We start from the raw sequence: 21,284 nt of genomic DNA on the forward strand, positions 1-21,284 counted from the left end.
GGCTACCGTGGACGGCATGGAGATCTGGATCAACCCGGCCTGTTCCAAGTGCCGCAGCGCCATCAGCCTGCTCGACGCCGAGGGCGCCGACTACACCGTCCGCCGCTATCTGGAGGACGTCCCGACCGAGGACGAGATCCGGGCGGTGCTGGACCGGCTCGGACTGGAGCCGTGGGACATCACCCGCACCCAGGAGACCGCCGCGAAGGAGCTCGGGCTGGCGCAGTGGCCGCGGGACGCCGGCGCGCGCGACCGCTGGGTCACCGCACTGGCCGAGCACCCGAAGCTGATCCAGCGTCCGATCATCACGGCCGACGACGGCACGGCGGTGGTGGCGCGGTCGGAGGAGGCGGTGCGGGACGCGCTCGGGCGAGGCTGAACGGCGCCCGACCCGCCTGTGGCACGGGCTGCCCGGGCCGCGTTCCGCGGGTCGGGCAGCGGGGCGGGGTCCCGGTCCGGCACACGGGGACCGGGCAGCCGGGGTACGGCCCGGCCGGGGCCGTCGAGACGGCGACGGAGCCCGCCCCACCCCGCGGTTCCCGGGGCCCGCTGTTCCCGGCCGGGAGCGGCGCGCCACCCACGGGCCGGGAGCGGGGGCCACGGACCGCGAACGGCGGGCCCGCCCAAGGGCCGGGGGGCGGCCGTCCACGGTTGCCGCGAACGGCAGGCCCACCCGCGAACAGGGACGGCAGGCCCACCCGCGAACAGGGACGGCAGGCCCACCCGCGAACAGGGACGGCGGACCACCACGGGCCGCGAACGGCGGGCCCGCCCGCACCGCCTCGGCGGCACCGCGTGAGACGTGCCACAGCCGGGGCAGGTAACACGGGGTTCACACTCGGGCAACGGCCGGGAAACCGGCCGTTGACAGGCTTCGGGCATCCACCGCGACGCCCCAGTGCCGCAGCGCCGCAGCACCCGCAAGTGCGCCCGAGCTAGACCGAAGGATGGCCCCGTGAGCTTCAAGGCTGAGTACATCTGGATCGACGGCACCGAGCCGACGGCCAAGCTGCGCTCCAAGACGAAGATCCTCGCCGACGACGCCAAGGGTGCCGAGCTGCCGATCTGGGGCTTCGACGGGTCCTCCACCAACCAGGCCGAGGGGCACGCCTCCGACCGTGTGCTCAAGCCGGTCTTCACCTGCCCCGACCCGATCCGCGGCGGCGACGACATCCTCGTGCTGTGCGAGGTCCTGAACATCGACATGACGCCGCACGAGTCCAACACCCGTGCCGCGCTCGTCGAGGTGGCCGAGCGGTTCGCGGCGCAGGAGCCGATCTTCGGCATCGAGCAGGAGTACACCTTCTTCAAGGGCTCGCGCCCGCTGGGCTTCCCCGAGGGCGGTTTCCCGGCCGCGCAGGGCGGCTACTACTGCGGTGTCGGCTCGGACGAGATCTTCGGACGTGACGTCGTCGAGGCGCACCTGGACAACTGCCTCGACGCGGGCCTGGGCATCTCCGGCATCAACGCCGAGGTCATGCCGGGCCAGTGGGAGTTCCAGGTCGGCCCGCTCGCCCCGGTGACGGTCGCCGACCAGCTGTGGGTGGCCCGCTGGCTGCTCTACCGCACGGCCGAGGACTTCGACATCTCCGCCACCCTCGACCCCAAGCCGGTCAAGGGCGACTGGAACGGCGCCGGCGCGCACACCAACTTCTCCACCAAGGCGATGCGCGAGGGCTACGACGCGATCATCACCGCGTGCGAGGCGCTCGGCGAGGGCTCCAAGCCGATGGACCACGTCAAGAACTACGGCGCCGGCATCGACGACCGCCTCACCGGCCTGCACGAGACCGCCCCGTGGAACGAGTACTCCTACGGCGTCTCCGACCGGGGCGCGTCGGTCCGCATCCCCTGGCAGGTCGAGGAGGACGGCAAGGGCTACATCGAGGACCGCCGCCCGAACGCCAACGTCGACCCGTACGTGGTGACGCGGCTGCTGGTCGACACCTGCTGCACCGCGCTGGAGAAGGCCGGCCAGGTCTGATCCGCACCCGACCGCCCGAGGGGCGTCCACCGTCACGGTGGACGCCCCTCTCGTCGTCGGCGGGGCCCGTCACCGTGAGGGCGTGGGGATCGCGGACGGGATCGCCGTCGAGGCTCGGCGGACGGCGGACGACGGACGGGCGTACCGGCCGACTCCACGTCAGGAAGGGCGTCCAAGCAGTGAGAGGAGGGTCCTCGCCGGGCGCGGTCTCTGCTTCAATGGGGGCATGGCCGGTTTCCAGAAGCAGCACGCGACGGGTCGTCATGACCTCGAGCCGTTCTGGCCGTCCCGTCAGCACCACGACTTCGACCGGGTGTGTTGCCGCGCGGTGAACGCGCGGGCCCTCTAAAGCCGTACACCCCGGCCTTCGGCCAGCGCGAAACGACGTACGTCCCGCGGCGCGCCCGACCACGAACTCGCGGCCGCCGCTCCTTCCGACGAACCCCTCGCGCGAAAGAGCTGACCTCTCATGGCGACCACCCGTTCCCTGACCACCGCCGCCCTCACCGCCCCGGACCCGTCGTCCTCCGCCCCGCCCGCCGCCCCGCGGCACCGGCTGCGGGCCGTGGACCGGGACGAGGTCGTCGACGTGCCGGACCTCGACGTGGCGGACCTCCTGCCGCCGGGCGCCACCTGGCTGCCCGCTCCCCAGCACACCCTGCCCGCCCTGCCGGGCCGGCCGCCGATGATCGGCTACCTGGTGCTCGTCCCGGCCGACCAGCAGCCGCACCTCCCGCCCGTCGTCGCGGTGCCCGACCCGGCCGCGGCCGGGCCCGACGGGTCCGGCGCCGAGGACGGCGACCCGCTCGTACGCATCGACACGGCACGGCGCACGGCGGTGGTGTCGGGACGCCAACTGGACCTGACCTACCTGGAGTTCGAGCTACTCGCCCATCTCGTCGCGCATCCGCACCGGGTGCACACCCGCGACCAGCTGGTCACCACGGTCTGGGGTTACGGCCACGTGGGCGACGGCCGCACCGTCGACGTCCACATCGCCCGGCTGCGCCGCAAACTGGGCGCCGAGCACCGCGCGGCGATCCAGACGGTGCGCCGTGTGGGCTACAAGTACACGCCCCCGGTGGCCGGCTGACCGGCCGCCGGCTCCCGTCCGGCGGCGGATCCCGGTTCCCTCCGGCCGCCGGACGGCGCTCGGTCACCGGCATGGGACTCGTGGTGCCGGACGGTACGGAGGCCGCGGGACGGACCGCCGCCGAGGCGGCGGCCGGGCGCCGCCGGGACGTGACGGTCCCGACGAGGCGAAGGCGCTCGGCCGCTGAACGGCCGGGCGGGAGGTGGTGCCAGGTACACCCGCGGACCGGGTGCTGATCCCCCTGCCCCGCGCCGCCGCGCCCGGCAGACTGGTCCCCGGACCGGGAGGGGTGGGGGCCATGGACGGGGCACGGGTGAGGGACGCGCTGGTGGCGGGTGCGCGCGGGCTGGCGCTGTCGCTGACGGGCTGGACCGTGTCGCTCTGGCTCTCCCTGGCGGCCACCTTGTCGATCGCGTTCATCCCGCTGGGGGTCGGCGTGCTGACCACTCCGCCGGTCCTGCTCGCGGTGCGGGCGCACGCGGACCGGCGGCGGCTGCGGGCCGAGCGGTGGGCGGGGATCCACGTCCCCGCCGCGCCGTACCGGCCGCTCGCCCCCTCGCGCGGCCGGCTCATGGGCCGGGCCGGTCTCACCCGGCGTCTGCTGGCGGACCCGGCGACCTGGCGGGACCTGCGCTGGCTGGTCGTGGACGCGACCGCCGGCGCGGCCGTCGCCGCCCTCGCTCCCGGCATGCTCGCGGAGGGCCTGTTCGGCGTGCTGCTGGCGGCGGGGCTGTGGCGGCCGGTCACCGCCGCCTCCGACGGCTCGTACTGGTACGAGTTCGTCCCGGTCTCCGGACAGGGCACCGCGCTGGTCGCGGGCGCGGTCGGCTGTCTGTGGTTCGCGGCCGCCGTGCTGTGGAACCCGACGCTGGTCCGCGCCCACTTCCGGCTCACCCGTGCCCGGCTGGCCCCGACGGCCGAGGCCGAGCTCGCCCGCAGGGTGGTGAGGCTGACCGAGACCCGCCGCGACGCCGTCGACGCCTCCGCCGCCGAACTGCGCCGCATCGAACGGGACCTGCACGACGGGGCGCAGGCCCGGCTGGTCGCCATGGGCATGGACCTGGGCACCGTGGAGGCGCTCCTCGACAAGGACCCGGAGCAGGCCAGGCGGCTCCTCGCGCAGGCCCGCCGGAACTCGGCCGAGGCCCTCGGCGAACTGCGCGACCTGGTGCGCGGCATCCATCCGCCGGTGCTGGCAGAGCGCGGACTGGGCGACGCCGTACGGGCGCTGGCGCTGCGGCTGCCGCTCGCCGCGGAGGTGACCGTGGACCTCCACGGGCGCGCCGACGCTCCGGTGGAGTCGGCGGCGTACTTCGCGGTCAGCGAGGTGCTGGCCAACGCCGCCAAGCACTCCGGCGCGGAGCGCCTGTGGATCGACCTGCACCACGCCGACGGCATGCTGCGCGTCTCGGTCACCGACGACGGCCGGGGCGGGGCGGTGATCGGCGCCGGCTCAGGACTGGCCGGGGTGGAGCGGCGGCTGGGTACATTCGACGGTGTCCTGGCCGTCAGCAGCCCCGCGGGCGGCCCTACCGTCGTCACGATGGAGATGCCGTGCGCGTTGTCCTAGCCGAGGACCTGTTCCTGCTGCGGGACGGGCTGGTCCGGCTGCTGGAGGCCCACGGTTTCGAGATCGCGGCGGCCGTCGGGTCCGGCCCCGAACTGGCCCGGGCGCTCGCGGAGTCGGACCCGGACGTCGCGGTGATCGACGTACGCCTGCCGCCCACGCACACCGACGAGGGGCTGCAGTGCGCGCTGCGGGCCCGCCGGGAGCGGCCGGGCCTGCCGGTGCTGATCCTCTCGCAGCACGTGGAGCAGCTCTACGCGCGCGAGCTGCTGGCCGACGGCAGCGGCGCGGTCGGGTACCTGCTCAAGGACCGGGTGTTCGACGCGGCGCAGTTCGTGGACGCCGTGCGCCGGGTCGCGGCCGGCGGCACGGCGATGGATCCGCAGGTCATCCAGCAGTTGCTGGCCCGCCGCGCGGGTCCGGACCGGCGGCTGGCGCGGCTGTCGCCGCGCGAGCTGGAGGTGCTGGAGCTGATGGCGCAGGGGCGCTCGAACACGGCGATCGCCGACCGGCTCGTCGTCACGGAGCGGGCGGTCGCCAAGCACACCTCCAACATCTTCACCAAGCTGGGTCTCGAGGTCTCGGACGACGACAACCGGCGCGTACTGGCCGTACTGGCCCACCTCGACCGCGACCGCTGAGGCGGCGGCGAGGTCCCGGGCCCGGGGGGGGCAGCCGGTGTGCGCCTGGTGGCCGGCGCCGGTCTCCACGTCACCGCCGAGGAGGCCGCGCGGCGCGTGGACCACGTCGCTGTCGCCGACGGCGACCCGCTTGCGGCCGACGAGGCAGGAACCGCCGTGATCCTCGGCCTCGTCGATCCACTCCCGCCGGCCCCGGTCGGTGGAGAAGGTGGGCCCGGCCCTCCATACGGCTGTGCGGCGCGGGCATCCCTCGATTCCCGTGCCGCGCAAGCACACGTGTGCGAAAGTGAGCCGGTGAACCAGGACTGGGAAGACCGCGTGGCCGCTGCCTGGGCCCGCTTCGGCGACTACCCCGAGCACCGGGCCGGCGAGTTCCGGACGCTGATCGACGCCCTCGTCGCCGAGTTGCCGCCGGGCAGCCCCCTCGCCCCCTTCGAGCGGGCCTGCGCGTGGGACTCCACCGGCCACTCGGACCGGGCCGTGCCGCTGTACCGCCAGGCGCTGGCCGGCGGGCTGGACGGCTACCGGGGCCGCCGGGCGAAGATCCAGCTCGCCAGCTCGCTGCGCAACACCGGGCAGCCGGAAGAGGGCGTGGAACTGCTCACGCCGGAACTGGACGCTCCGTCCGACGAGCTGGACGACGCCGTGCGCGCCTGCCTCGCCCTGTGCCTGTCGAGCCTCGGCCGCGACCGCGAGGGCCTGTCCCTGGTCCTCGGCGCCCTCGCTGCCCACCTGCCCCGCTACCAGCGCTCGATGGCCGACTACGCCCGACTGCTGGTGGAGCCGGAGGACTGACCGCGCCGGGGCGGTGGTGACCAACCGCCGGACCGCTCGTTCTGCTGAACGTGCAGTCACAGGATGTCGCCCCGCGCCCCCCGTCCGCCTCCGCGCCGGTGCTCGACGTCGGGCAGGCCGAAGCCGCTCTCGTCGAGCACTACCCGCGGCTCGTCCGGCTCGCCTATCTGGTTCTGCCGCCGGGCCTCGGCCGCGGCCGCCGTGTCCTCACCGCCCACGCCCTCGCCCAGCGCGCGCTGCCCCGGGGCCGGCCCTCGGCGCCCGTGTCACCGGGCCTGCCGGCCGACGGCGGCGCCGACCCGGCCTACGCCTTCCTCCGCCTGAAGGTGGTCCGTACGGCGCTGGCGGCTGACCCGGCGCGCAGGCGCACGCCGCGCTCCCGGCGCGCCCAGCTGCCGCCGCTGCTCCCCCAGGTGTGGGGCCTCAAGCTCTTCCCGCGCTCCGGCGGCGCCGACGAACTCGCCCTGGACCAGCAGCTCGCGACCCTGTCCGGCCCGGCCCGCGCCGCCTACGTCCTGCGCGGCCTGGAGCAGCTCCCGGACGACGCCGTGCGGCAGGTGCTGACCGCCGCGGGCGTGGGCGACCCCGCAGCCGCGCTGAGCCAGGCCGACCGGGTTCCCGCCCGGTACGCGCTGCTGGACGCCGCCGAGTTCGACCCCTGTTCACTACAGGTCCGGCCCACCGACCTGCTGCGGCGCAGGCAGCGCGGCAAGGCCGTGCTCGCCGCCGCCGCGGCCCTCGCGGTGTGCGGGACGCTGGCCGCGCTGCCCGGCGGCGGCTGGGGCCCGGACGGCGCCGCCGCCCCCGTATACGCGCGCAACGCCGCCGCCGAGGCCGCCCTCGACCCGGCACGGCTGACCAGCGTCGCCCCCACCGCCTGGCGAACCTCCACGCGCCTCGACTTCGCCGCGTGGCCCGCGCGCGGCGACCGCACCGGCGACACGGCCCTGCTGCGCCGCGCCCTCGCCGTCTGGGCCCGCCCCGGCTCCTCGGTCCGGGTCTCGGCCACTCCCGGCACCGCCACCGGCGGCCCCGCCGGACCGCCACAACTCCTCTACGCCGGCGACGTCGACGACGCCCACGTGGTGGTCCTCTACGACGGCCTGCGCATCGCCCGCTACGCCGAACCGAAGGGCTCCACGGCCGCCGCCGCGCTCGACCTCGCCCGCGTCGACGGCGCGACCCAGGCGGAGGCCGCCGCGGTGGTGCTGGACCGCGGCGACGGCAACGTCCGTTATCTGACGGCGCCCTGGGTGACCAAGGCCGCCCAGCGCGATCTGCTGAAGCCCGGGTCCGAGCCGCTGGACCTCGGGCTGAGGAACGGCGTCACCGGGCCGCTGGCGAGCCCCGCCCGACGCACCGGCGGCTGCACCTCCTGGCAGGTCCTCCAGCTCACCGGCGACTCGGGCGCGCACCTGCTCGGCGACCTGGGCGAGCTGGTCCCCGCCCGGCTCACCACGGGGCGCCCCTCCGCCCCGCACGAGGTGTCGAGCGCGTCGGCGCGGCGCTCCTGGGCGCCGTTCGTCTGCTCGCTGGCCCTCGTGCGCTCGCAGGGCGTGCGGTCGGTCGACGCCTGGCAGTACGCCCGCCAGCCGATGCCGGACGACAGCGGCACGGCCACCTGGGTGTGCACCCGGGCGGAGACCTGGCGCGGCACCGGCTCCCGGGTGCTGGCCCAGCTCCGGGTCCCCGAGGGCGAGTACGGGGCGGTCGTGGCGAAGGCCGACGACGTCCCCGCCTGCGGCCCCCGGGATCCGCACGTGCTGGCCGGGGTGCTGTGGAAGTCGAAGGCGGGCTCCTGGTATCTGCTCGCCGCCGGCAGCTCGCACGTGCGGTCGATCACCGCGTCCGGCGCGGTCGAGACGACCGTCGAGGACAGGCTGCTCGCCGTGGCGGCCAAGCAGGGCGCGCGGCCGAAGCTGAAGGCCACGCTGGACGACGGCCGGCCCCTGGGCACGCTGCGCTAGTGCGGCGGCAGGCGGGGTTCACCCCGTCGCGACGCCCCGTCACGCCTCTGCGGTCGGGACCGATCGGGGTCGGATCCCGTCGGTAGGGTGTTCGTGCGACTACCGGGGTCCGACGCAGAATGGGAGTCGAGGAACGGCGACAGCAGTTGATCGGCGTCGCCCTCGAACTGTTCGGCCGCCGTTCGCCCGACGACGTCTCCATCGACGAGATCGCGGCGGCCGCCGGTATCTGTCGTCCGCTGGTCTACCACTACTTCCCCGGGTCAGCCTCTACGAGGCCGCGTCGCGGCGTGCCTCGGAGGACCTGGCCGACCGGTTCGTGGAGCCGCGCGAGGGCCCGCTCGGGGCGCGGCTGCTGCGGGTGATGCGCCGGTTCTTCGACTTCGTGGACGAGCACGGGCCCGGCTTCTCGGCCCTGACGCGCGGTGGTCCGGCGGTCGGCTCGACGACCACCGACGCGCTCGTCGACGCCGTCCGGCAGGCCGCGTACGACCAGATGCTCGCCCATCTGCGCGTCGAGGACCCGCCCGCGCGACTGGATCTGGTCGTCCGCTCGTGGATCTCGCTCGCGGAGTCGACGGCGCTGATCTGGCTGGACGGCCGGCGCATCCCGCGCGCCGAGCTGGAGGTCCAGCTGGTGCGCGACTTCGCCGCGCTCACCGCGGTGGCCGCCGCCCACGACGAGGAGCTGGGCGTGCTGCTGCGCGGGGTCTTCGAGGACGAGCCGGGCGACGGGCCGTTCGGCGGCCTGGTCGACCGGCCGGCCGCCCTCGCGTCCTGAGACCCGGCCCCGGCCGGACCCGGACGGGAGACCTCAGCCCTCGAACTTCCGGTACGACGGGTCGAGATCGCTCACCACGGCGGAGGCGTGCAGCGCCACACCCGCACCGGGCTTCACATAGCGGCGCAGCAGTCCCAGGGCCGCTTCGGTCAGCTCGGCCTTGGTCTCCTCGGTGCGCCCGGCCAGCAGGGCGATGTGGACGTGCACGATCGCCTGGCCCTCGCTGTCCTCGCCGACCACGCTGTCCTCGGTCCGGCGGAACTGCGTCTTGCACGCGGCCGACGAGGCGGCGGCGATCTCGACGGTGGCCGCGTGCAGCGCGCGGGCGAAGCCGGGCCGGTCGAAGTCGTCCGCCAGCTCGGCGGAGTAGTCGACGGTGATCTGCGGCATGGACACTCCAGCTCTGGTCGGACGGCGTCGGACTCACCCTAGCTCGCCACCCGGCCCGTCCGGCGGGGCGCCGGAGGGCGAGCCCCCTGTCGTCCGTCGTTCCGCCACGGGTGTCGCGCGGGCCGTGCGGACGTGGCAAGTCACAGACCGGGTGCTCCCGTGGCCCGGCGAGCTCCAGGGGCGTTCGGGGGCTCCCGGTCCCCCACTCTTTGGTCGTCTTTTCACCTCGAACAGTCCAAGGGCTCACCAAGGTTTCGGATTCAAGATCAAGATCTCGCCGTGTCCGGCCGTCCGCGCCCCCCGTTCAGCAGCGGTGATCCCGGTGCGTGACGGATAGCTCACCCATCGCGTCCGGGTATCGCCCGGAAAGTGCGGGCGTAGCCTTCAACAAGATGTTGATCAAGCAGCATCTCGTCGCGCGTCAGCGGGTGTTGGCGCCTCCAGGCGTTCCCGGACAAGGAGAAGGCATGCCTGCACAGGGGCGGGTGGAACGGCGCGGGAGCCGGGTTCCCGCCGAGGTGGGACTGACGCAACTGCGGGGGATCGCGCAGGTCGCCCTCAGCTCCAGTCCGTGGACCGGGTTGCTGTTCACCGTGGGCCTGTTCGCGGACTCCTGGCGGATCGGTGTGTACGGACTGCTCGGCGCGGCGGCGTCCGCCCTGGCCGCGGCGGTGCTGGGCGCCGACCGGCGGGGCCTGGCCAACGGGCTCGAGGGGTACTGCGGTTGCCTGACCGCCATCGCCGTCGTCGTCCGGCTCGGCGCCTCGTGGCGGACCGCGGTGCTCGCCGTGCTCGCCGCAGCGGTCTGCGCGGTGGTGAGCGCCGCGGCCGGCCGTCTGCTGGGCCGGGCCGGGCTCCCCGCGCTGACCGCCCCGTTCTGCCTGGTGGCCGGAGCGCTGGCGATCGCGCTGCCGCCCGCGGCCGCCGCCGCCGCGCCGCCGGCCGCCACGGACCGGTTCACCACCCTGTCGGCCACGCAACTCGGCCACGCCTTCTGCAACGGCGTCGGCCAGGTCTTCTTCCTCGACAAGTGGTACGCGGGCCTGATCCTGCTGGCCGGGCTGCTGGTCGCGTCCCGGACCGCCGCCGTCGCCGCCGCCTGCGGCAGCGCCGTGGCGATCCTCACCGCCTGCTCCTTGGGCCTGCCCGCGGACCGGATCAGCGCGGGCCTGTACGGCTACAACGCGGTGCTCGTCGCGATCGCGCTGGGCGCCACCTTCCTGACCCTCACCCCGTGGACCGCCGGGTACGCAACGCTCGCCGCCGTCGCCTCGGTCCCCTTCACCGCCGCCTGGCAGGCCTTCGCCCAGCCCTCCGGCGGATCCCCCTTCACCTGGCCGTTCGTCGTGACGACCTGGCTCTTCCTCGCGGCCGCTCCAGCGCTGGACCGGCCCGGCATCTCATTCGAGAAAGCGAAGTGACGCCATGAACCTCTCACCGCGCGAGATCGACAAACTCCACGTGTACGTCGTGGCCGACCTGGCCCGCCGCCGCAGGGCGCGGGGCACGAAGCTCAACTACAGCGAAGCGGCCGCCCTGATCACCGAGGCCGTCCTGGAGGCCGCCCGCGACGGCCACACGGTGGCCGAGTGCATGGAGCTGGGCCGCAAGGTCGTCACCGCCGACGACGTCATGCCCGGGGTGCGCGAGATGCTCACCGTCCTGCAGGTGGAGACGGCGTTCGTCGACGGGACGAAGCTGGTCACCTGCCACGACCCCATCAGCGCCTGAAAGACCGCCGGAATCACCGCCTGGAACTAGGAGACAACGATGTCGGGTGGAGCCCACTACCTCTACGGGGACGACCCCGTGGAGATCAACTCCGGCCGGGCCAGGGTCGCGCTGACCGTCGCCAACACCGGTGACCGCGCCGTCCAGATCGGCTCCCACTACCACTTCTTCGAGGTCAACCGCGCACTGCGGTTCGACCGCGAGTCCGCGTACGGCATGCACCTGGACATCCCGTCCGGCACCGCCGTGCGCTTCGAGCCCGGCGACACCCGCGAGGTGGAGCTGGTCGCCTTCGGCGGAACCCGGCGGCTCGTCGGCTTCGCCGGACTCGTCAACGGCGGCCTGAACGCCGACGACACCCGCCGCGCCGCGCTGCGCCGCGCCGAGCAGCTGGGATTCGCCACCACCGGCGCCGACACCGCCGGCGACGCCGGCACCGAGAACGAAGGGGCGGACAACTGATGGCGATCATTCCGCGCAAGCAGTACACGGACCTGTTCGGCCCCACCGTGGGCGACCGGTTCCACCTCGCCGACACCAATCTGGTGGTCGAGGTCGAGTACGACCACAACGCCGGCTCCTACGGGGACGAGGCCGTCTACGGCGGCGGCAAGGCCATCCGCGACGGCATGGCCCAGGACCCCGCCGCGCTCAACCGCGAGGGCGCCCTGGACCTGGTGATCACCAACGTGGTGGTGCTCGATCCGGTGCTGGGCGTCGTCAAGGGCGACATCGGCGTCCGCGACGGTCTGATCGTCGGGGTCGGCAAGGCCGGCAACCCGCACGTGCAGAACGGGGTGGACCCCAAGCTGGTCATCGGCCCGGGCACCGAGGTGATCTCCGGCGAGCACCTGATCGCCACCGCCGGCGGCGTCGACACCCACATCCACTTCATCTCGCCCCAGCAGGCCCAGGAGGGTCTGTCCAACGGCATCACCACCTTCTTCGGCGGCGGCACCGGACCGACCGACGGCAGCAACGGCACCACCTGCACCCCCGGCCCGTGGAACATCCACCGGATGCTGGAGGCCGTCGAGGACCTGCCGGTCAACGTGGGTCTGCTCGGCAAGGGCAACGGCAGCCTGCCCGAGGCGCTGCGCGAGCAGGTCGAGGCGGGCGTGGCCGGACTGAAGGTGCACGAGGACTGGGGCGCCACCCCCGCCACCATCGACACCGCGCTGCGCGTCGCCGACGAGTACGACGTGCAGATGGCCATCCACACCGACACCCTGAACGAGGGCGGCTTCTTCGAGGACACCCTGTCCGCGATCGACGGCCGGACCATCCACACCTTCCACACCGAGGGCGCCGGCGGCGGTCACGCCCCCGACATCATGCGGGTCTCCGGCGAGCCCAACGTCCTGCCGGCCTCCACCAACCCCACCCTGCCGTACACCATCAACTCGGTGGACGAGCTGCTGGACATGGTGATGGTCTGCCACCACCTGTCCCGCGACATCCCCGAGGACGTGTCGTTCGCCGACAGCCGGGTGCGCGCCGAGACCATCGCGGCCGAGACGGTGCTGCACGACCTCGGCGTGATCAGCATCTTCTCCTCCGACTCCCAGGCCATGGGCCGGGTCGGCGAGTCCTTCGCCCGCGCCTTCCAGACGGCGCACCACTGCAAGGAGATGCGGGGCGCGCTGGCCGAGGACAGCTCCCGCAACGACAACGCCCGGGTGCTGCGGTACCTGGCGAAGCTCACCATCAACCCGGCGATCGCGGTGGGCGCCGCCGATGTGATCGGCTCGCTGGAGCCCGGCAAGCTCGCCGACATCGTGCTCTGGCCGATCAACTCGTTCGCCGCCAAGCCCAAGCTGATCATCAAGGGCGGCATGGTGAACTGGGCGCTCATGGGCGACCCCAACGCCTCCCTGCCGACGCCGCAGCCCGTGTACTACCGCCCGATGTTCGGCAGTCACGGCCGGGCCCGGCAGCGTACCTCGGTCACCTTCATGTCCCAGGCGTCCATCGCCGCCGGAGTCCCCGGCGAGCTGGGGCTCGGGCGGCGGATCGAGCCGGTGCGGCGCTGCCGGACCGTCGGCAAGCAGCACATGGTCCGCAACGACGCGCTGCCGCGCATCGAGGTGGACCCGGAGACGTACAAGGTCACCGTGGACGGCGAACCCGCCACCATCGAGCCGGCCGAGCGCCTCCCGCTCAACCAGCTCTTCTACATCGCCTGACGCACCCTGGCACACATCCCCGCGAGTCCGCGGGGCGCCGCGCGCGCCCCGCGGCCCGTCCGGCCGGACGGCGACGGACGGCCACCAGGCAGGAGAGGACACCCGGCGTGAACGACCCGATGCCGATCCCGGCGCTGCTGACCGGGCTCCAGCTCACCGACTCGGCCTTCCCCAGCGGCTACTACACCCTCTCCCACGGGCTGGAGGGTTTCCAGCAGGCCCGCGCGGTCACCCCGCGCGGCCTGCCCGCGCTCCTGCACGACCTGCTCCGCCACAGCGCGGGGCCGTCGGACGCCACCGCCCTCGCCCTCACCCACCGCGCGGTGGGCGCGGGCGACTGGGACGAGGTGGTGGCCGTGGAGCGCCGGCTGCACGCCACCAAACTGGGCCGGGAGGCCCGGCAGGCCGCCGTACGCACCGGACGGCAACTGCTCGACCTGGCCGGCGAGGTCTACGGCACCGCGCCGATCGAGCGCTACCGGACGCTGTACCGGGACGGCTCGGTGCGCGGCTGCCAGCCGGTCGTCGCCGGCGTCGTCCACGCCGGCAACGGCCTCACCGCGCGGCAGGCCGTCACCTGCGAGCTGTTCGCCTTCGCGGCCAGCTTCGTCGGGGCCGCCCTGCGGCTGCGGCTCACCGACCACCGCCGGGCCCAGGTCGTCCTGCACGGCGCCGCGCCCGTGATCGAGGAGACCGTGACCGCGGCCCTCGACCGGGACCTGGCCGACCTCGGCGGGTGCGTGCCGGTGGCCGACGTCATGTCCGGCCGTCACGAGCGCGCCGAGGCGCGGCTCTTCGCGAGCTGACGCCGGGCCCCACCACCGTCGAGAAACCCCACTGAGGACAAGGATCACCATGCACGACCCCACACAGGTCCGAGGCTCCCACCACCACGACCACGACGAGTTCGCCCGGCGTCCCGCGGACGGCGTCCTGCGCGTCGGCGTCGCCGGACCGGTCGGCTCCGGCAAGACCGCGCTGATCGAGGCGCTCGTCCCGGTACTGATCGGACGCGGCCGGACCCCCGCCGTGATCACCAACGACATCTACACCTCCGAGGACGCCGCGCACGTGCGGCGCACCCTCGACGGCATCCTGGCCGCGGACCGCATCGTCGGCGTGGAGACCGGGGCGTGCCCGCACACCGCGGTCCGGGACGACCCGACGATGAACCAGGCCGCGGCCGACGAGATCCTGGAGCGCTTCCCCGAGGTGGACACGCTGCTCTTCGAGAGCGGCGGCGACAACCTGACCCTCACCTTCAGCCCCGCGCTCGTCGACCTCTTCCTGTTCGTCCTGGACACCGCCGAGGGCGACAAGATGCCCCGCAAACGGGGCCCGGGCATCACCGAGTGCGAACTCCTCGTCATCAACAAGATCGACATCGCCCAGTACGTGCGGTGCGACCTGGACCGGATGGAGTCCGACGCCCACCAGGTCCGGCAGGGGCGGCCGGTGGTGCTCACCAACTCCCTGACCGGCGAGGGCCTGGACACCATCGCCGACTTCCTGCTGGCCCACGACGCCGCCCAGCGGACCGGAACGCCGGCGGCGTCCGCGTGAGCCGGGCGCCCGCGCGGCTGGACCCCGCACACTACGAACCCCGGCGGGTGCCGGCCCGGATGCTCGACCTGACCGGCACCGCGGACACCCTGGCCGCCGGGCGCCCCGGCAAGGTCGGCCTGCTCGAACTGCGCTACGCCCGGGCCGGCGACCGCACCGAACTCGTCGACCGCTACCAGAAGTCGCCGTTGCAGATCATGCGGCCGCTCTACGTGGACCCGGGGCGGCCCGACATGCCGGTGACCTACCTGATGTCCACCGGTGGCGGCATCGTCCAGGCCGACCGCAACCGTGTCGACATCGACTGCGGTCCCTCGACCGCCGTGCACCTGACGACCCAGGCCGCCACGAAGCTCCACCGCATGGAGTTCGACCACGCCACCCAGGTCGTCCACCTCACCGCCGGAGCCGGCAGCTACGTCGAGTACCTGCCCGACCCGCTGATCCCGTACCGGGACGCGCGCTTCTACCAGCAGACCCGGGTGACGGCCGACCCCACGGCCACCGTCCTGCTGGGCGAGACGATCGCGGCCGGCCGGCTGGCCCGCGGCGAACGGCACGCCTACCGCCTGTTGTTCAGCGATCTGGAGATCGCTCGTCCGGACGGCGAGCCGCTCGTGGTGGACACCGTCCGCCTGGATCCGGGCGAGCCCGGCTCGGTGACCGGGCCGGCGGTCTTCGCCGGGCACGATCTGATGGCCACGCTCTACGCGGTCACCGGGCTCGCCCCGGCGGCGCAGGTCGCCGACACCCTGCACGAGGCCCTGCTCACCACCGGATCGGCGTTCGGCGTGAGCGTGCTGCCCGACGACTGCGGAGCGTGGGCGCGGATCCTGGGCAGCGACTCCCCCGCCATGGCCCGCGCCATGCGCACCGCCTGGGACGCGCTGCGCCGCCTGCTCATCGGCGTCCCCGCCCCCGACCTGCGCAAGACCTGACGCGAGGGGTCCGGCGGACCTGTCGCTCCCGCCCTCCGGTCGAGAGGACGGGGGTGCGACTGCGGGGTCCGGCCGGCGACGACGCGGAGGGGGGCGGGCCGTCCCACGGCCCGCCCCCCTCTTCGCCTCGTCCGCTCAGGCGCCCCGGGTGAACACCGCCACCGTGCGCGCCGGAACGGTGAACGTGCCGGTCCTCGCCGTGTAGGAGGAGGTCTTCACGACCGGGTCCGCGCCCGATGCCTGCACGGGGTGCAGGCGGTAGCCGGTCCCCGCGAGCGCGGCGACGCGCTGCTGCTGCCGCTCGGGCGTCGCGTTGAACACCACGACCAGGTCACCGAGGGTCATGGTGATCACGCCGGGCGTCTCGTCGGCGCCGGACAGCGGGAAGGACAGCGCCGACTGCACCTGCGCCGCCGTGGCGAGGGAGAAGGCCTTCTCCGTCGTACGGATCCGCAGCAGGTCCTGGTAGGCGGCCGTGGTGGCCCGGATCTGCGGGCAGCCCACCTTCACGGTGGTCAGCAGCGGTGCGGCGTAGGGCCACTTGGCCTGGTTGGCCGCCGCGACGGGCAGGCCGCGGCCGAAGCCGTTGCCGTCCGCGCAGTTCCAGTGGATGGCGTTGAACCAGTCGCCGCTGTCGAACGAGTCGCGGTCGAGCGACTTCGAGCGCAGCAGGTCGGTGCCGGCCTGGGAGAGCGCCGGTCCCTGCGAGAGCGCCGCGGTGGCCATCGCCAGCACCTGCATCCGGGCCCGGTCGGCCGCGGAGGTGTCCTTGGGCAGCTTGTAGGCGAGGGTGTCGAACAGCGTCTCGTTGTCGTGCGCGTCCACGTAGGCGAGGGCGTCGCCCGGCGCGTGGGCGTATCCCGCGGGTGCGCCGTTGTAGTCGATCTCGGCGCCGGTGACCTCCTTGCCGTCGGTGTCCGTGAACCGGTACTCGGCCAGGCTGCCGGTCAGACCGACCTTGACCAGGTCCTGGTAGTGCAGCAGGCGGGCCTTCTGCTCGGCCTCGGTGCCGTTGGCGGTGGAGGCGTCGGGGTCGGTGTAGAGGCCGGAGGCGAAGCCCTGCACCCCGGGGTCGGCGTCGAAGGGGCTGCCGCCGCGCACCGCGTCCCGGGCCCGGTCGGAGAAGGTGGCGATGCCGGTGCCGGCCATGTTCTTCTGGGTGGCCTGCACGAACCGGGCGTCGTCGGCGACCTCGCCGAAGTTCCAGCCCTCCCCGTACAGGACGATCTTCCTGCCGTCCACGCCGTCCTTGTCGAGGGTGAGCGCGTCGAGCGCCTTCCGGACGGCGAGGATGTTGGCCTTGGGGTGGTGGCCCATGAGGTCGAAGCGGAAGCCGTCGACCTTGTACTCCTTGGCCCAGGTGACGATGGAGTCGACGACCAGCTTGCCCATCATGGTGTTCTCGGGCGCGGTGTTGGCGCAGCAGGTGCTGTTGGCCACCGAGCCGTCGGCCAGGAGCCGCTGGTAGTAGCCGGGCACGACCTTGTCGAGGACGGAGGTGTCCGCCTGCCCGGCGGCCTTGGTGTGGTTGTAGACCACGTCCATGACGACGCGCAGGCCGTCCTGGTTGAGCGCCTGGACCATCCGCCGGAACTGGACGGTACGGGCCGTGCCGTCCGGGTCGGTGGCGTAGGAGCCCTCGGGGACCGTGTAGTGGTACGGGTCGTAGCCCCAGTTGTAGGCGTCCTTCGCGGCGGTCTTCGCCACGCAGGTCTGCTGCTGCTCGGAGTCGGCCGGGTAGGAGGCCAGGTCGCAGTCGGGGACGGCCTGGTCGGCCTTCTTCTCGGGGACCGAGGCGATGTCGAAGGCGGGCAGGAGGTGCACGTAGGACGTGCCCGCCTTCGACAGCTCCCGCAGGTGCCTGGAGCCGTCGCTGTTCTTGTCGGTGAAGGCCAGGTAGGTGCCCCGGTCCGCGGCCGGGACGGTCTTGTCGGCGACCGAGAAGTCGCGGATGTGCAGTTCCTGGATCTGCGCGTCCCTCAGCGGCACGGCCTTGGGCTTGGCCAGGTGCGACCAGCCGCCGGGGGCGAGGCCCTTGTCGGCCAGGTCGACGACGAGGCTGCGCTCGCTGTCGGCGGTCAGGGCGAGCGAGTAGGGGTCGGTGACCTTGTTGGTGACGATCTCGCGGACGCTCGGCGCCCACACCTTCACCACGTACCGGTAGGGCTTGCTCTTCCAGGACGCCGGGCCGGTGACGGACCAGACGCCGGTGGTGTCGTCGCGGCGCATGGCGACCGTCCTGCCGTCCACTTCCAGCGCCACGCTCTGCGCGGTCGGCGCCCACACGCTCAGGCTGGGCCGGCCGTGGTGGAAGACCGGGCCGAGCTGTGCCTTGGCGGCGGCGGTGCCGTACACGTCGTCGAGCACGCCGGCGAGCTGGACTCCCGTCGCCGCGAGCACGGCGCCGTTCGCGGCCCGCTGGGAGGCGACGACCTGTCCGCGCAGGGCCTCGCCGACCCGGCCGCGGTCGCGCGGGTCGACCGTCCAGGCGGTGTAGTCCTTCAGGTGCGGGAACTTCGCTTTCTGCGCGTCGGTCAGCGTGGTCTTCTCCAGCCGCAGCCAGCGCTCGTCGTCGCTGGTCAGCGTCCCGCCCTCGACGGTGATCGAGCCGTCGTGGGAGTAGACGAGCTGGGTGGAGGCGACGCCGTCGGCGCCGTTGAGGGCCACCGTGTCCCGGTCGATCCAGACCGCCTTGGAGGTGGACAGGTCGAGGGCGGCGGCGCCGCCCACGGGCTGCGGCAGCAGGGGCTCGTCCTGGCCGCTCACCAGCCACGCCTCGTGGCCGTTCGCCGTCTTGAGGTCGAGGGACCGGTCGTTGGGCAGGTCCTTCTCGTCGCCCTTGTGGATGATGTAGCTGAGACTGCCGGCACCGTCGGTGAGCGGTACCTCGAAGACCGCGCCATAGGCGTCGGTCCTCACCGGCGTCAGGGGTTTCGACCAGTCGGTGGGCTCGGCGGCGCCGCTCCACACGTGCAGGCCCCAGCCGTCGTAGTTCCCGTCGGCGCGGTGGTAGTGGATCACCGCCTTGGAGGTGTCCGGTGCGGGGTAGTCGGCCGGCCGGGTGGTCAGCACGGTGTCCTTGCCCTGTTCGATCCACACCTCGCCGGTCTTGGTGAGGTCGATGGACCGGTCGGCGGAGACGTCCTTGTCGCCGTCCTTGTCGATGACGAGGAAGCCGACGTCGGAGGCGCCGGGCCTCAGTTTGACGTAGGCGAAGGCGCCGTAGGCGTCCCGCCCGGTGAAGGGGTGGGAGGCGGGCCAGGTGGTCGCCTCGCCGTCGGCGAGGTCGCCCCAGGCGTACAGGCCCCAGTCCGTGTAGTCGCCGTCGGTGCGCTTGTAGTGGACGATCGCGTAGTCGCGGGAGGAGGCGGTGGGGACCGCGGGGGCCGGCGGGGTGCCGGTGGTGGTGGCCGCGGTGGCGCTCGCCGTCCGGCCGGCCGAGTCGACGACGACCGCCTTGTAGCGCAGGGCGGTGCCGGCCGGGACGGTCGGGGCGATGGTCTGGGTGACCTTGTAGGGCGCGTGGTCGGCGGAGCCGAGCACCTGCCAGGGGCCGTTGCCGACCTGGGCGGCGAAGACGACCCGGTCGAGCTGCCCGCCGGTGACGTCGGCGCTCAGGCCGACGGTGCCGGTGGCCCCGGCGGCGGGGGCGGTCAGCGTGACGGCGGGCTTGGCCGCGGGCCGCTGGAGCGGGCCGGCCGCCTTGAGGACGACCGCGGACCCGGCCGGGACGGTGACGGTGACCCGGCGGTCGGCGTCGGAGGTCACGGTGGCCCTGGTGCCGTGGATCCCGCGGTAGGTCATGTGCGCCGAGCCGGTGGCGAAGGTCGCGCTCCTGGCGTCGTCGGCGTTGTTGACGGCGACGACGTACTCGGCGCCGCTCCCGGCGTCCGTACGGGTGAAGGCGTAGACGCCGGCGCCGTCGGCCGCGTACCGCTCGGTCTGGACGCCGTCCGTGAGGGCCGGGTTGTCCTTGCGCAGCTCGGCCAGCTCGGCGATCTGCCGGTAGAGCGGTGCGGCGGTGTCGTAGGAGTCGCTCGCGTGGGTGCGGTCGGTGCCGATCTCGTCGTCGTCGAGGTAGTCGGCGACCTTGGAGGCGAACATGGTCTGGCGGGCGTCCTTGTCGCCGCCGGCGCCGGTGAAGCCCTGTTCGTCGCCGTAGTAGACGACCGGGTTGCCGCGGCTGAGGAACATCAGCTCGTTGGCGAGCCGGTCCTTGCGCAGGAGTTCGGCGTCGGAGGCCTTGGGGTCGTCCTGCTTCAGGAAGTACCCGATGCGGCCCATGTCGTGGTTGCCGAGGAAGGTGACCTGCTCGTACGCGTTGGACCTGCCGGTCGTGTACTTGTAGTCGTCGCCGAAGACGCTCGCCAGGCCCTTGGCGCTGCCGCCCTGGGAGACGTAGGCGCGGGCCGCGTTCTGGAAGGGGAAGTCGAGCGTGGCGTCGAGGCGGCCCTGGGTGACGTACGGGGACGTCACGGAGGTGTCGGAGGAGAGGATCTCGCCGAACATGAAGAAGTTCTCACGGCCGTGCCGCGCGGCGTAGGCGTCGAGTGCCGTGGCCCACTGGGTCCAGAACTCCATGCCGACCTGCTTGACGGTGTCGATGCGGAAACCGTCGACGGCGAAGTCCTTCACCCAGCGCTCGTAGATCTTCTCCATCCCGCTGACGACCTCGGGGCGCTCGGTCCACAGGTCGTCCAGGCCGGTGTGGTCGCCGTAGAGGGCGCTCTCGCCGACGAAGGTGGAGTCGCCCCGGTTGTGGTACATCGTCGGGTCGTTGAGCCACGCCGGGACCTTGGCGTTCTTCTCGGCGGCCGCGACGGTCGGGGTGCGCGGGAAGGAGGAGGCGCCGACGGCGGGGAACTTCTTCGTGCCGTCCGCGTAGTCGGTGTCGTCGAAGGGCCGGCCGTCCTCGGTGAGGTAGGGGAAGGCGCCCTTGGACAGGTACTCCTGCGACTGGCCGCCGAAGTTCACGACGTCGGCGGTGTGGTTGGTGATGACGTCGAAGAAGACCTTCATCCCCTTGGCGTGCGCCTTGGAGATGAGGGTCGTCAGGTCCTTGTTGGTGCCGAAGTGCGGGTCGACCTGGGTGAAGTCGGTGATCCAGTAGCCGTGGTACCCGGCGGAGGCGGCGGCGCCGGTGCCCTGCACGGGCCGGTTCTTGAAGATCGGCGCCAGCCAGATGGCCGTCGTGCCGAGGCCCTTGATGTAGTCGAGCCGCTGGGTCAGCCCCTTGAGGTCGCCGCCCTGGTAGAAGCCCTTGTCGGTGGGGTCGTAGCCGGTGGCGAGGCGGGAGCCGGTCAGCCCGCCCCGGTCGTTGGACGCGTCCCCGTTGGCGAAGCGGTCCGGCATGACGAAGTAGAACTGCTCGCGCGTGGCGTCGTGCCGGGCGGGCTGCGCGGCGAGCCGCGCGTCCGACGGGGGAGCGGGCGGCGTGGCGGCCTTCGCCGCGAGGGGCTGGACGAGGGCGGCGGCGAGCGCGGCGACGGCGACGGCCGCGACCCGCCTGCTCCGTCTGCCCGTTCCGCCCTGTCTGCCTTGGAAACGACGCTTCGGGGGCGCCGGCCATCTCGGTATCACAGGCGTGAACTCCTTGCGATTACGGCTCGATCGGGTCCGTGCTCGCGCCGCCGACGACATGGTCTGTG

Annotated in this window: 17 protein-coding genes and 1 pseudogene; 16 read left to right on the forward strand and 2 right to left on the reverse strand. The window is 73.4% G+C overall.

Annotated elements, in window-relative coordinates; translation table 11 throughout:
• Positions 1-16: 16 nt before the first annotated feature.
• From ACF061_RS02075 to ACF061_RS02115, 9 genes and pseudogenes are all read left to right on the forward strand, one after another.
• The gene (locus ACF061_RS02075) at positions 17-379 is read left to right on the forward strand and encodes an arsenate reductase family protein (protein WP_392264849.1); all 363 of its coding nucleotides are present in this window, start codon (positions 17-19) and stop codon (positions 377-379) included.
• Positions 380-955: 576 nt separating this feature from the next.
• The gene (gene glnII / locus ACF061_RS02080) at positions 956-1,984 is read left to right on the forward strand and encodes a glutamine synthetase (protein ID WP_392264850.1); all 1,029 of its coding nucleotides are present in this window, start codon (positions 956-958) and stop codon (positions 1,982-1,984) included.
• A gap of 226 nt (positions 1,985-2,210) precedes the next feature.
• Positions 2,211-2,333, forward strand: a complete 123-nt coding sequence (locus ACF061_RS02085; protein WP_392264851.1) for a hypothetical protein — start codon at positions 2,211-2,213, stop codon at positions 2,331-2,333.
• Between the two features lie 120 nt (positions 2,334-2,453).
• Positions 2,454-3,077, forward strand: coding sequence for a winged helix-turn-helix domain-containing protein (locus tag ACF061_RS02090; RefSeq protein ID WP_392264852.1), 624 nt, complete (start codon positions 2,454-2,456; stop codon positions 3,075-3,077).
• 298 nt (positions 3,078-3,375) lie between these two features.
• On the forward strand, positions 3,376-4,647 hold the full coding sequence (locus ACF061_RS02095; RefSeq protein ID WP_392265371.1) for a histidine kinase: 1,272 nt from the start codon (positions 3,376-3,378) through the stop codon (positions 4,645-4,647).
• Entirely contained in the window at positions 4,632-5,285 is a 654-nt protein-coding gene (locus tag ACF061_RS02100; protein WP_392264853.1) for a response regulator, read from the forward strand. The genes ACF061_RS02095 and ACF061_RS02100 overlap by 16 nt, the downstream gene beginning before the upstream one ends.
• Positions 5,286-5,579: 294 nt before the next feature.
• Positions 5,580-6,080, forward strand: a complete 501-nt coding sequence (locus ACF061_RS02105) for a tetratricopeptide repeat protein (RefSeq protein ID WP_392264854.1) — start codon at positions 5,580-5,582, stop codon at positions 6,078-6,080.
• 50 nt (positions 6,081-6,130) lie between these two features.
• Entirely contained in the window at positions 6,131-8,047 is a 1,917-nt protein-coding gene (locus ACF061_RS02110; RefSeq protein ID WP_392264855.1) for a hypothetical protein, read from the forward strand.
• Between the two features lie 119 nt (positions 8,048-8,166).
• Positions 8,167-8,828 (forward strand): annotated as a pseudogene (locus ACF061_RS02115) (TetR/AcrR family transcriptional regulator).
• Between the two features lie 33 nt (positions 8,829-8,861).
• Here the strand turns inward: ACF061_RS02115 and ACF061_RS02120 are convergent.
• Positions 8,862-9,218 (reverse strand): 5-carboxymethyl-2-hydroxymuconate Delta-isomerase, encoded by a 357-nt coding sequence (locus ACF061_RS02120; protein WP_392264856.1) that lies wholly within the window; start codon positions 9,216-9,218, stop codon positions 8,862-8,864.
• A gap of 467 nt (positions 9,219-9,685) precedes the next feature.
• On the opposite strand from ACF061_RS02120, the gene ACF061_RS02125 reads away from it, so the two are divergent.
• The 7 genes from ACF061_RS02125 to ACF061_RS02155 all read left to right on the forward strand — a co-directional run bounded on the left by ACF061_RS02125 (position 9,686) and on the right by ACF061_RS02155 (position 15,636).
• Positions 9,686-10,639 (forward strand): urea transporter, encoded by a 954-nt coding sequence (locus ACF061_RS02125; RefSeq protein WP_392264857.1) that lies wholly within the window; start codon positions 9,686-9,688, stop codon positions 10,637-10,639.
• 4 nt (positions 10,640-10,643) lie between these two features.
• Entirely contained in the window at positions 10,644-10,949 is a 306-nt protein-coding gene (locus ACF061_RS02130) for an urease subunit gamma (RefSeq protein WP_392264858.1), read from the forward strand.
• A gap of 39 nt (positions 10,950-10,988) precedes the next feature.
• Positions 10,989-11,411, forward strand: a complete 423-nt coding sequence (locus ACF061_RS02135) for an urease subunit beta (protein ID WP_392264859.1) — start codon at positions 10,989-10,991, stop codon at positions 11,409-11,411.
• On the forward strand, positions 11,411-13,135 hold the full coding sequence (gene ureC, locus ACF061_RS02140; RefSeq protein ID WP_392264860.1) for an urease subunit alpha: 1,725 nt from the start codon (positions 11,411-11,413) through the stop codon (positions 13,133-13,135). Before ACF061_RS02135 ends, ureC begins: the two co-directional genes overlap by 1 nt.
• A gap of 119 nt (positions 13,136-13,254) precedes the next feature.
• Positions 13,255-13,941: an urease accessory protein UreF gene (locus ACF061_RS02145; RefSeq protein WP_392265372.1), complete on the forward strand. Its 687-nt coding sequence runs from the start codon at positions 13,255-13,257 to the stop codon at positions 13,939-13,941.
• A 49-nt stretch (positions 13,942-13,990) separates the two neighbouring features.
• Positions 13,991-14,698 carry an urease accessory protein UreG gene (ureG, locus tag ACF061_RS02150; RefSeq protein ID WP_392264861.1) on the forward strand — a complete coding sequence of 236 codons (708 nt, stop codon included), beginning with the start codon at positions 13,991-13,993 and terminating at the stop codon, positions 14,696-14,698.
• A 59-nt stretch (positions 14,699-14,757) separates the two neighbouring features.
• Positions 14,758-15,636, forward strand: a complete 879-nt coding sequence (locus ACF061_RS02155) for an urease accessory protein UreD (RefSeq protein WP_392264862.1) — start codon at positions 14,758-14,760, stop codon at positions 15,634-15,636.
• A 135-nt stretch (positions 15,637-15,771) separates the two neighbouring features.
• On the opposite strand, the gene pulA is transcribed toward ACF061_RS02155, so the two are convergent.
• Complete coding sequence (gene pulA / locus ACF061_RS02160) at positions 15,772-21,216, reverse strand: pullulanase-type alpha-1,6-glucosidase (RefSeq protein WP_392264863.1); 5,445 nt, start codon at positions 21,214-21,216, stop codon at positions 15,772-15,774.
• Between the last annotated feature and the right edge of the window lie 68 nt (positions 21,217-21,284).

This window comes from Streptomyces sp. NPDC015220 (assembly GCF_043079345.1).
Taxonomy (GTDB): Bacteria; Actinomycetota; Actinomycetes; order Streptomycetales; family Streptomycetaceae; genus Streptomyces.

Coding starts and splice junctions, on each gene's coding strand:
- ACF061_RS02075 (WP_392264849.1), top strand. CDS start 17: ATGGAGATCTGGATCAACCCGGCCTGTTCCAAGTGCCGCAGCGCCATC.
- ACF061_RS02085 (WP_392264851.1), top strand. CDS start 2,211: ATGGCCGGTTTCCAGAAGCAGCACGCGACGGGTCGTCATGACCTCGAG.
- ACF061_RS02090 (WP_392264852.1), top strand. CDS start 2,454: ATGGCGACCACCCGTTCCCTGACCACCGCCGCCCTCACCGCCCCGGAC.
- ACF061_RS02095 (WP_392265371.1), top strand. CDS start 3,376: ATGGACGGGGCACGGGTGAGGGACGCGCTGGTGGCGGGTGCGCGCGGG.
- ACF061_RS02120 (WP_392264856.1), bottom strand. CDS start 9,218: ATGCCGCAGATCACCGTCGACTACTCCGCCGAGCTGGCGGACGACTTC.
- ACF061_RS02125 (WP_392264857.1), top strand. CDS start 9,686: ATGCCTGCACAGGGGCGGGTGGAACGGCGCGGGAGCCGGGTTCCCGCC.
- ACF061_RS02130 (WP_392264858.1), top strand. CDS start 10,644: ATGAACCTCTCACCGCGCGAGATCGACAAACTCCACGTGTACGTCGTG.
- ACF061_RS02135 (WP_392264859.1), top strand. CDS start 10,989: ATGTCGGGTGGAGCCCACTACCTCTACGGGGACGACCCCGTGGAGATC.
- ureC (WP_392264860.1), top strand. CDS start 11,411: ATGGCGATCATTCCGCGCAAGCAGTACACGGACCTGTTCGGCCCCACC.
- ACF061_RS02145 (WP_392265372.1), top strand. CDS start 13,255: ATGCCGATCCCGGCGCTGCTGACCGGGCTCCAGCTCACCGACTCGGCC.
- ureG (WP_392264861.1), top strand. CDS start 13,991: ATGCACGACCCCACACAGGTCCGAGGCTCCCACCACCACGACCACGAC.
- ACF061_RS02155 (WP_392264862.1), top strand. CDS start 14,758: ATGCTCGACCTGACCGGCACCGCGGACACCCTGGCCGCCGGGCGCCCC.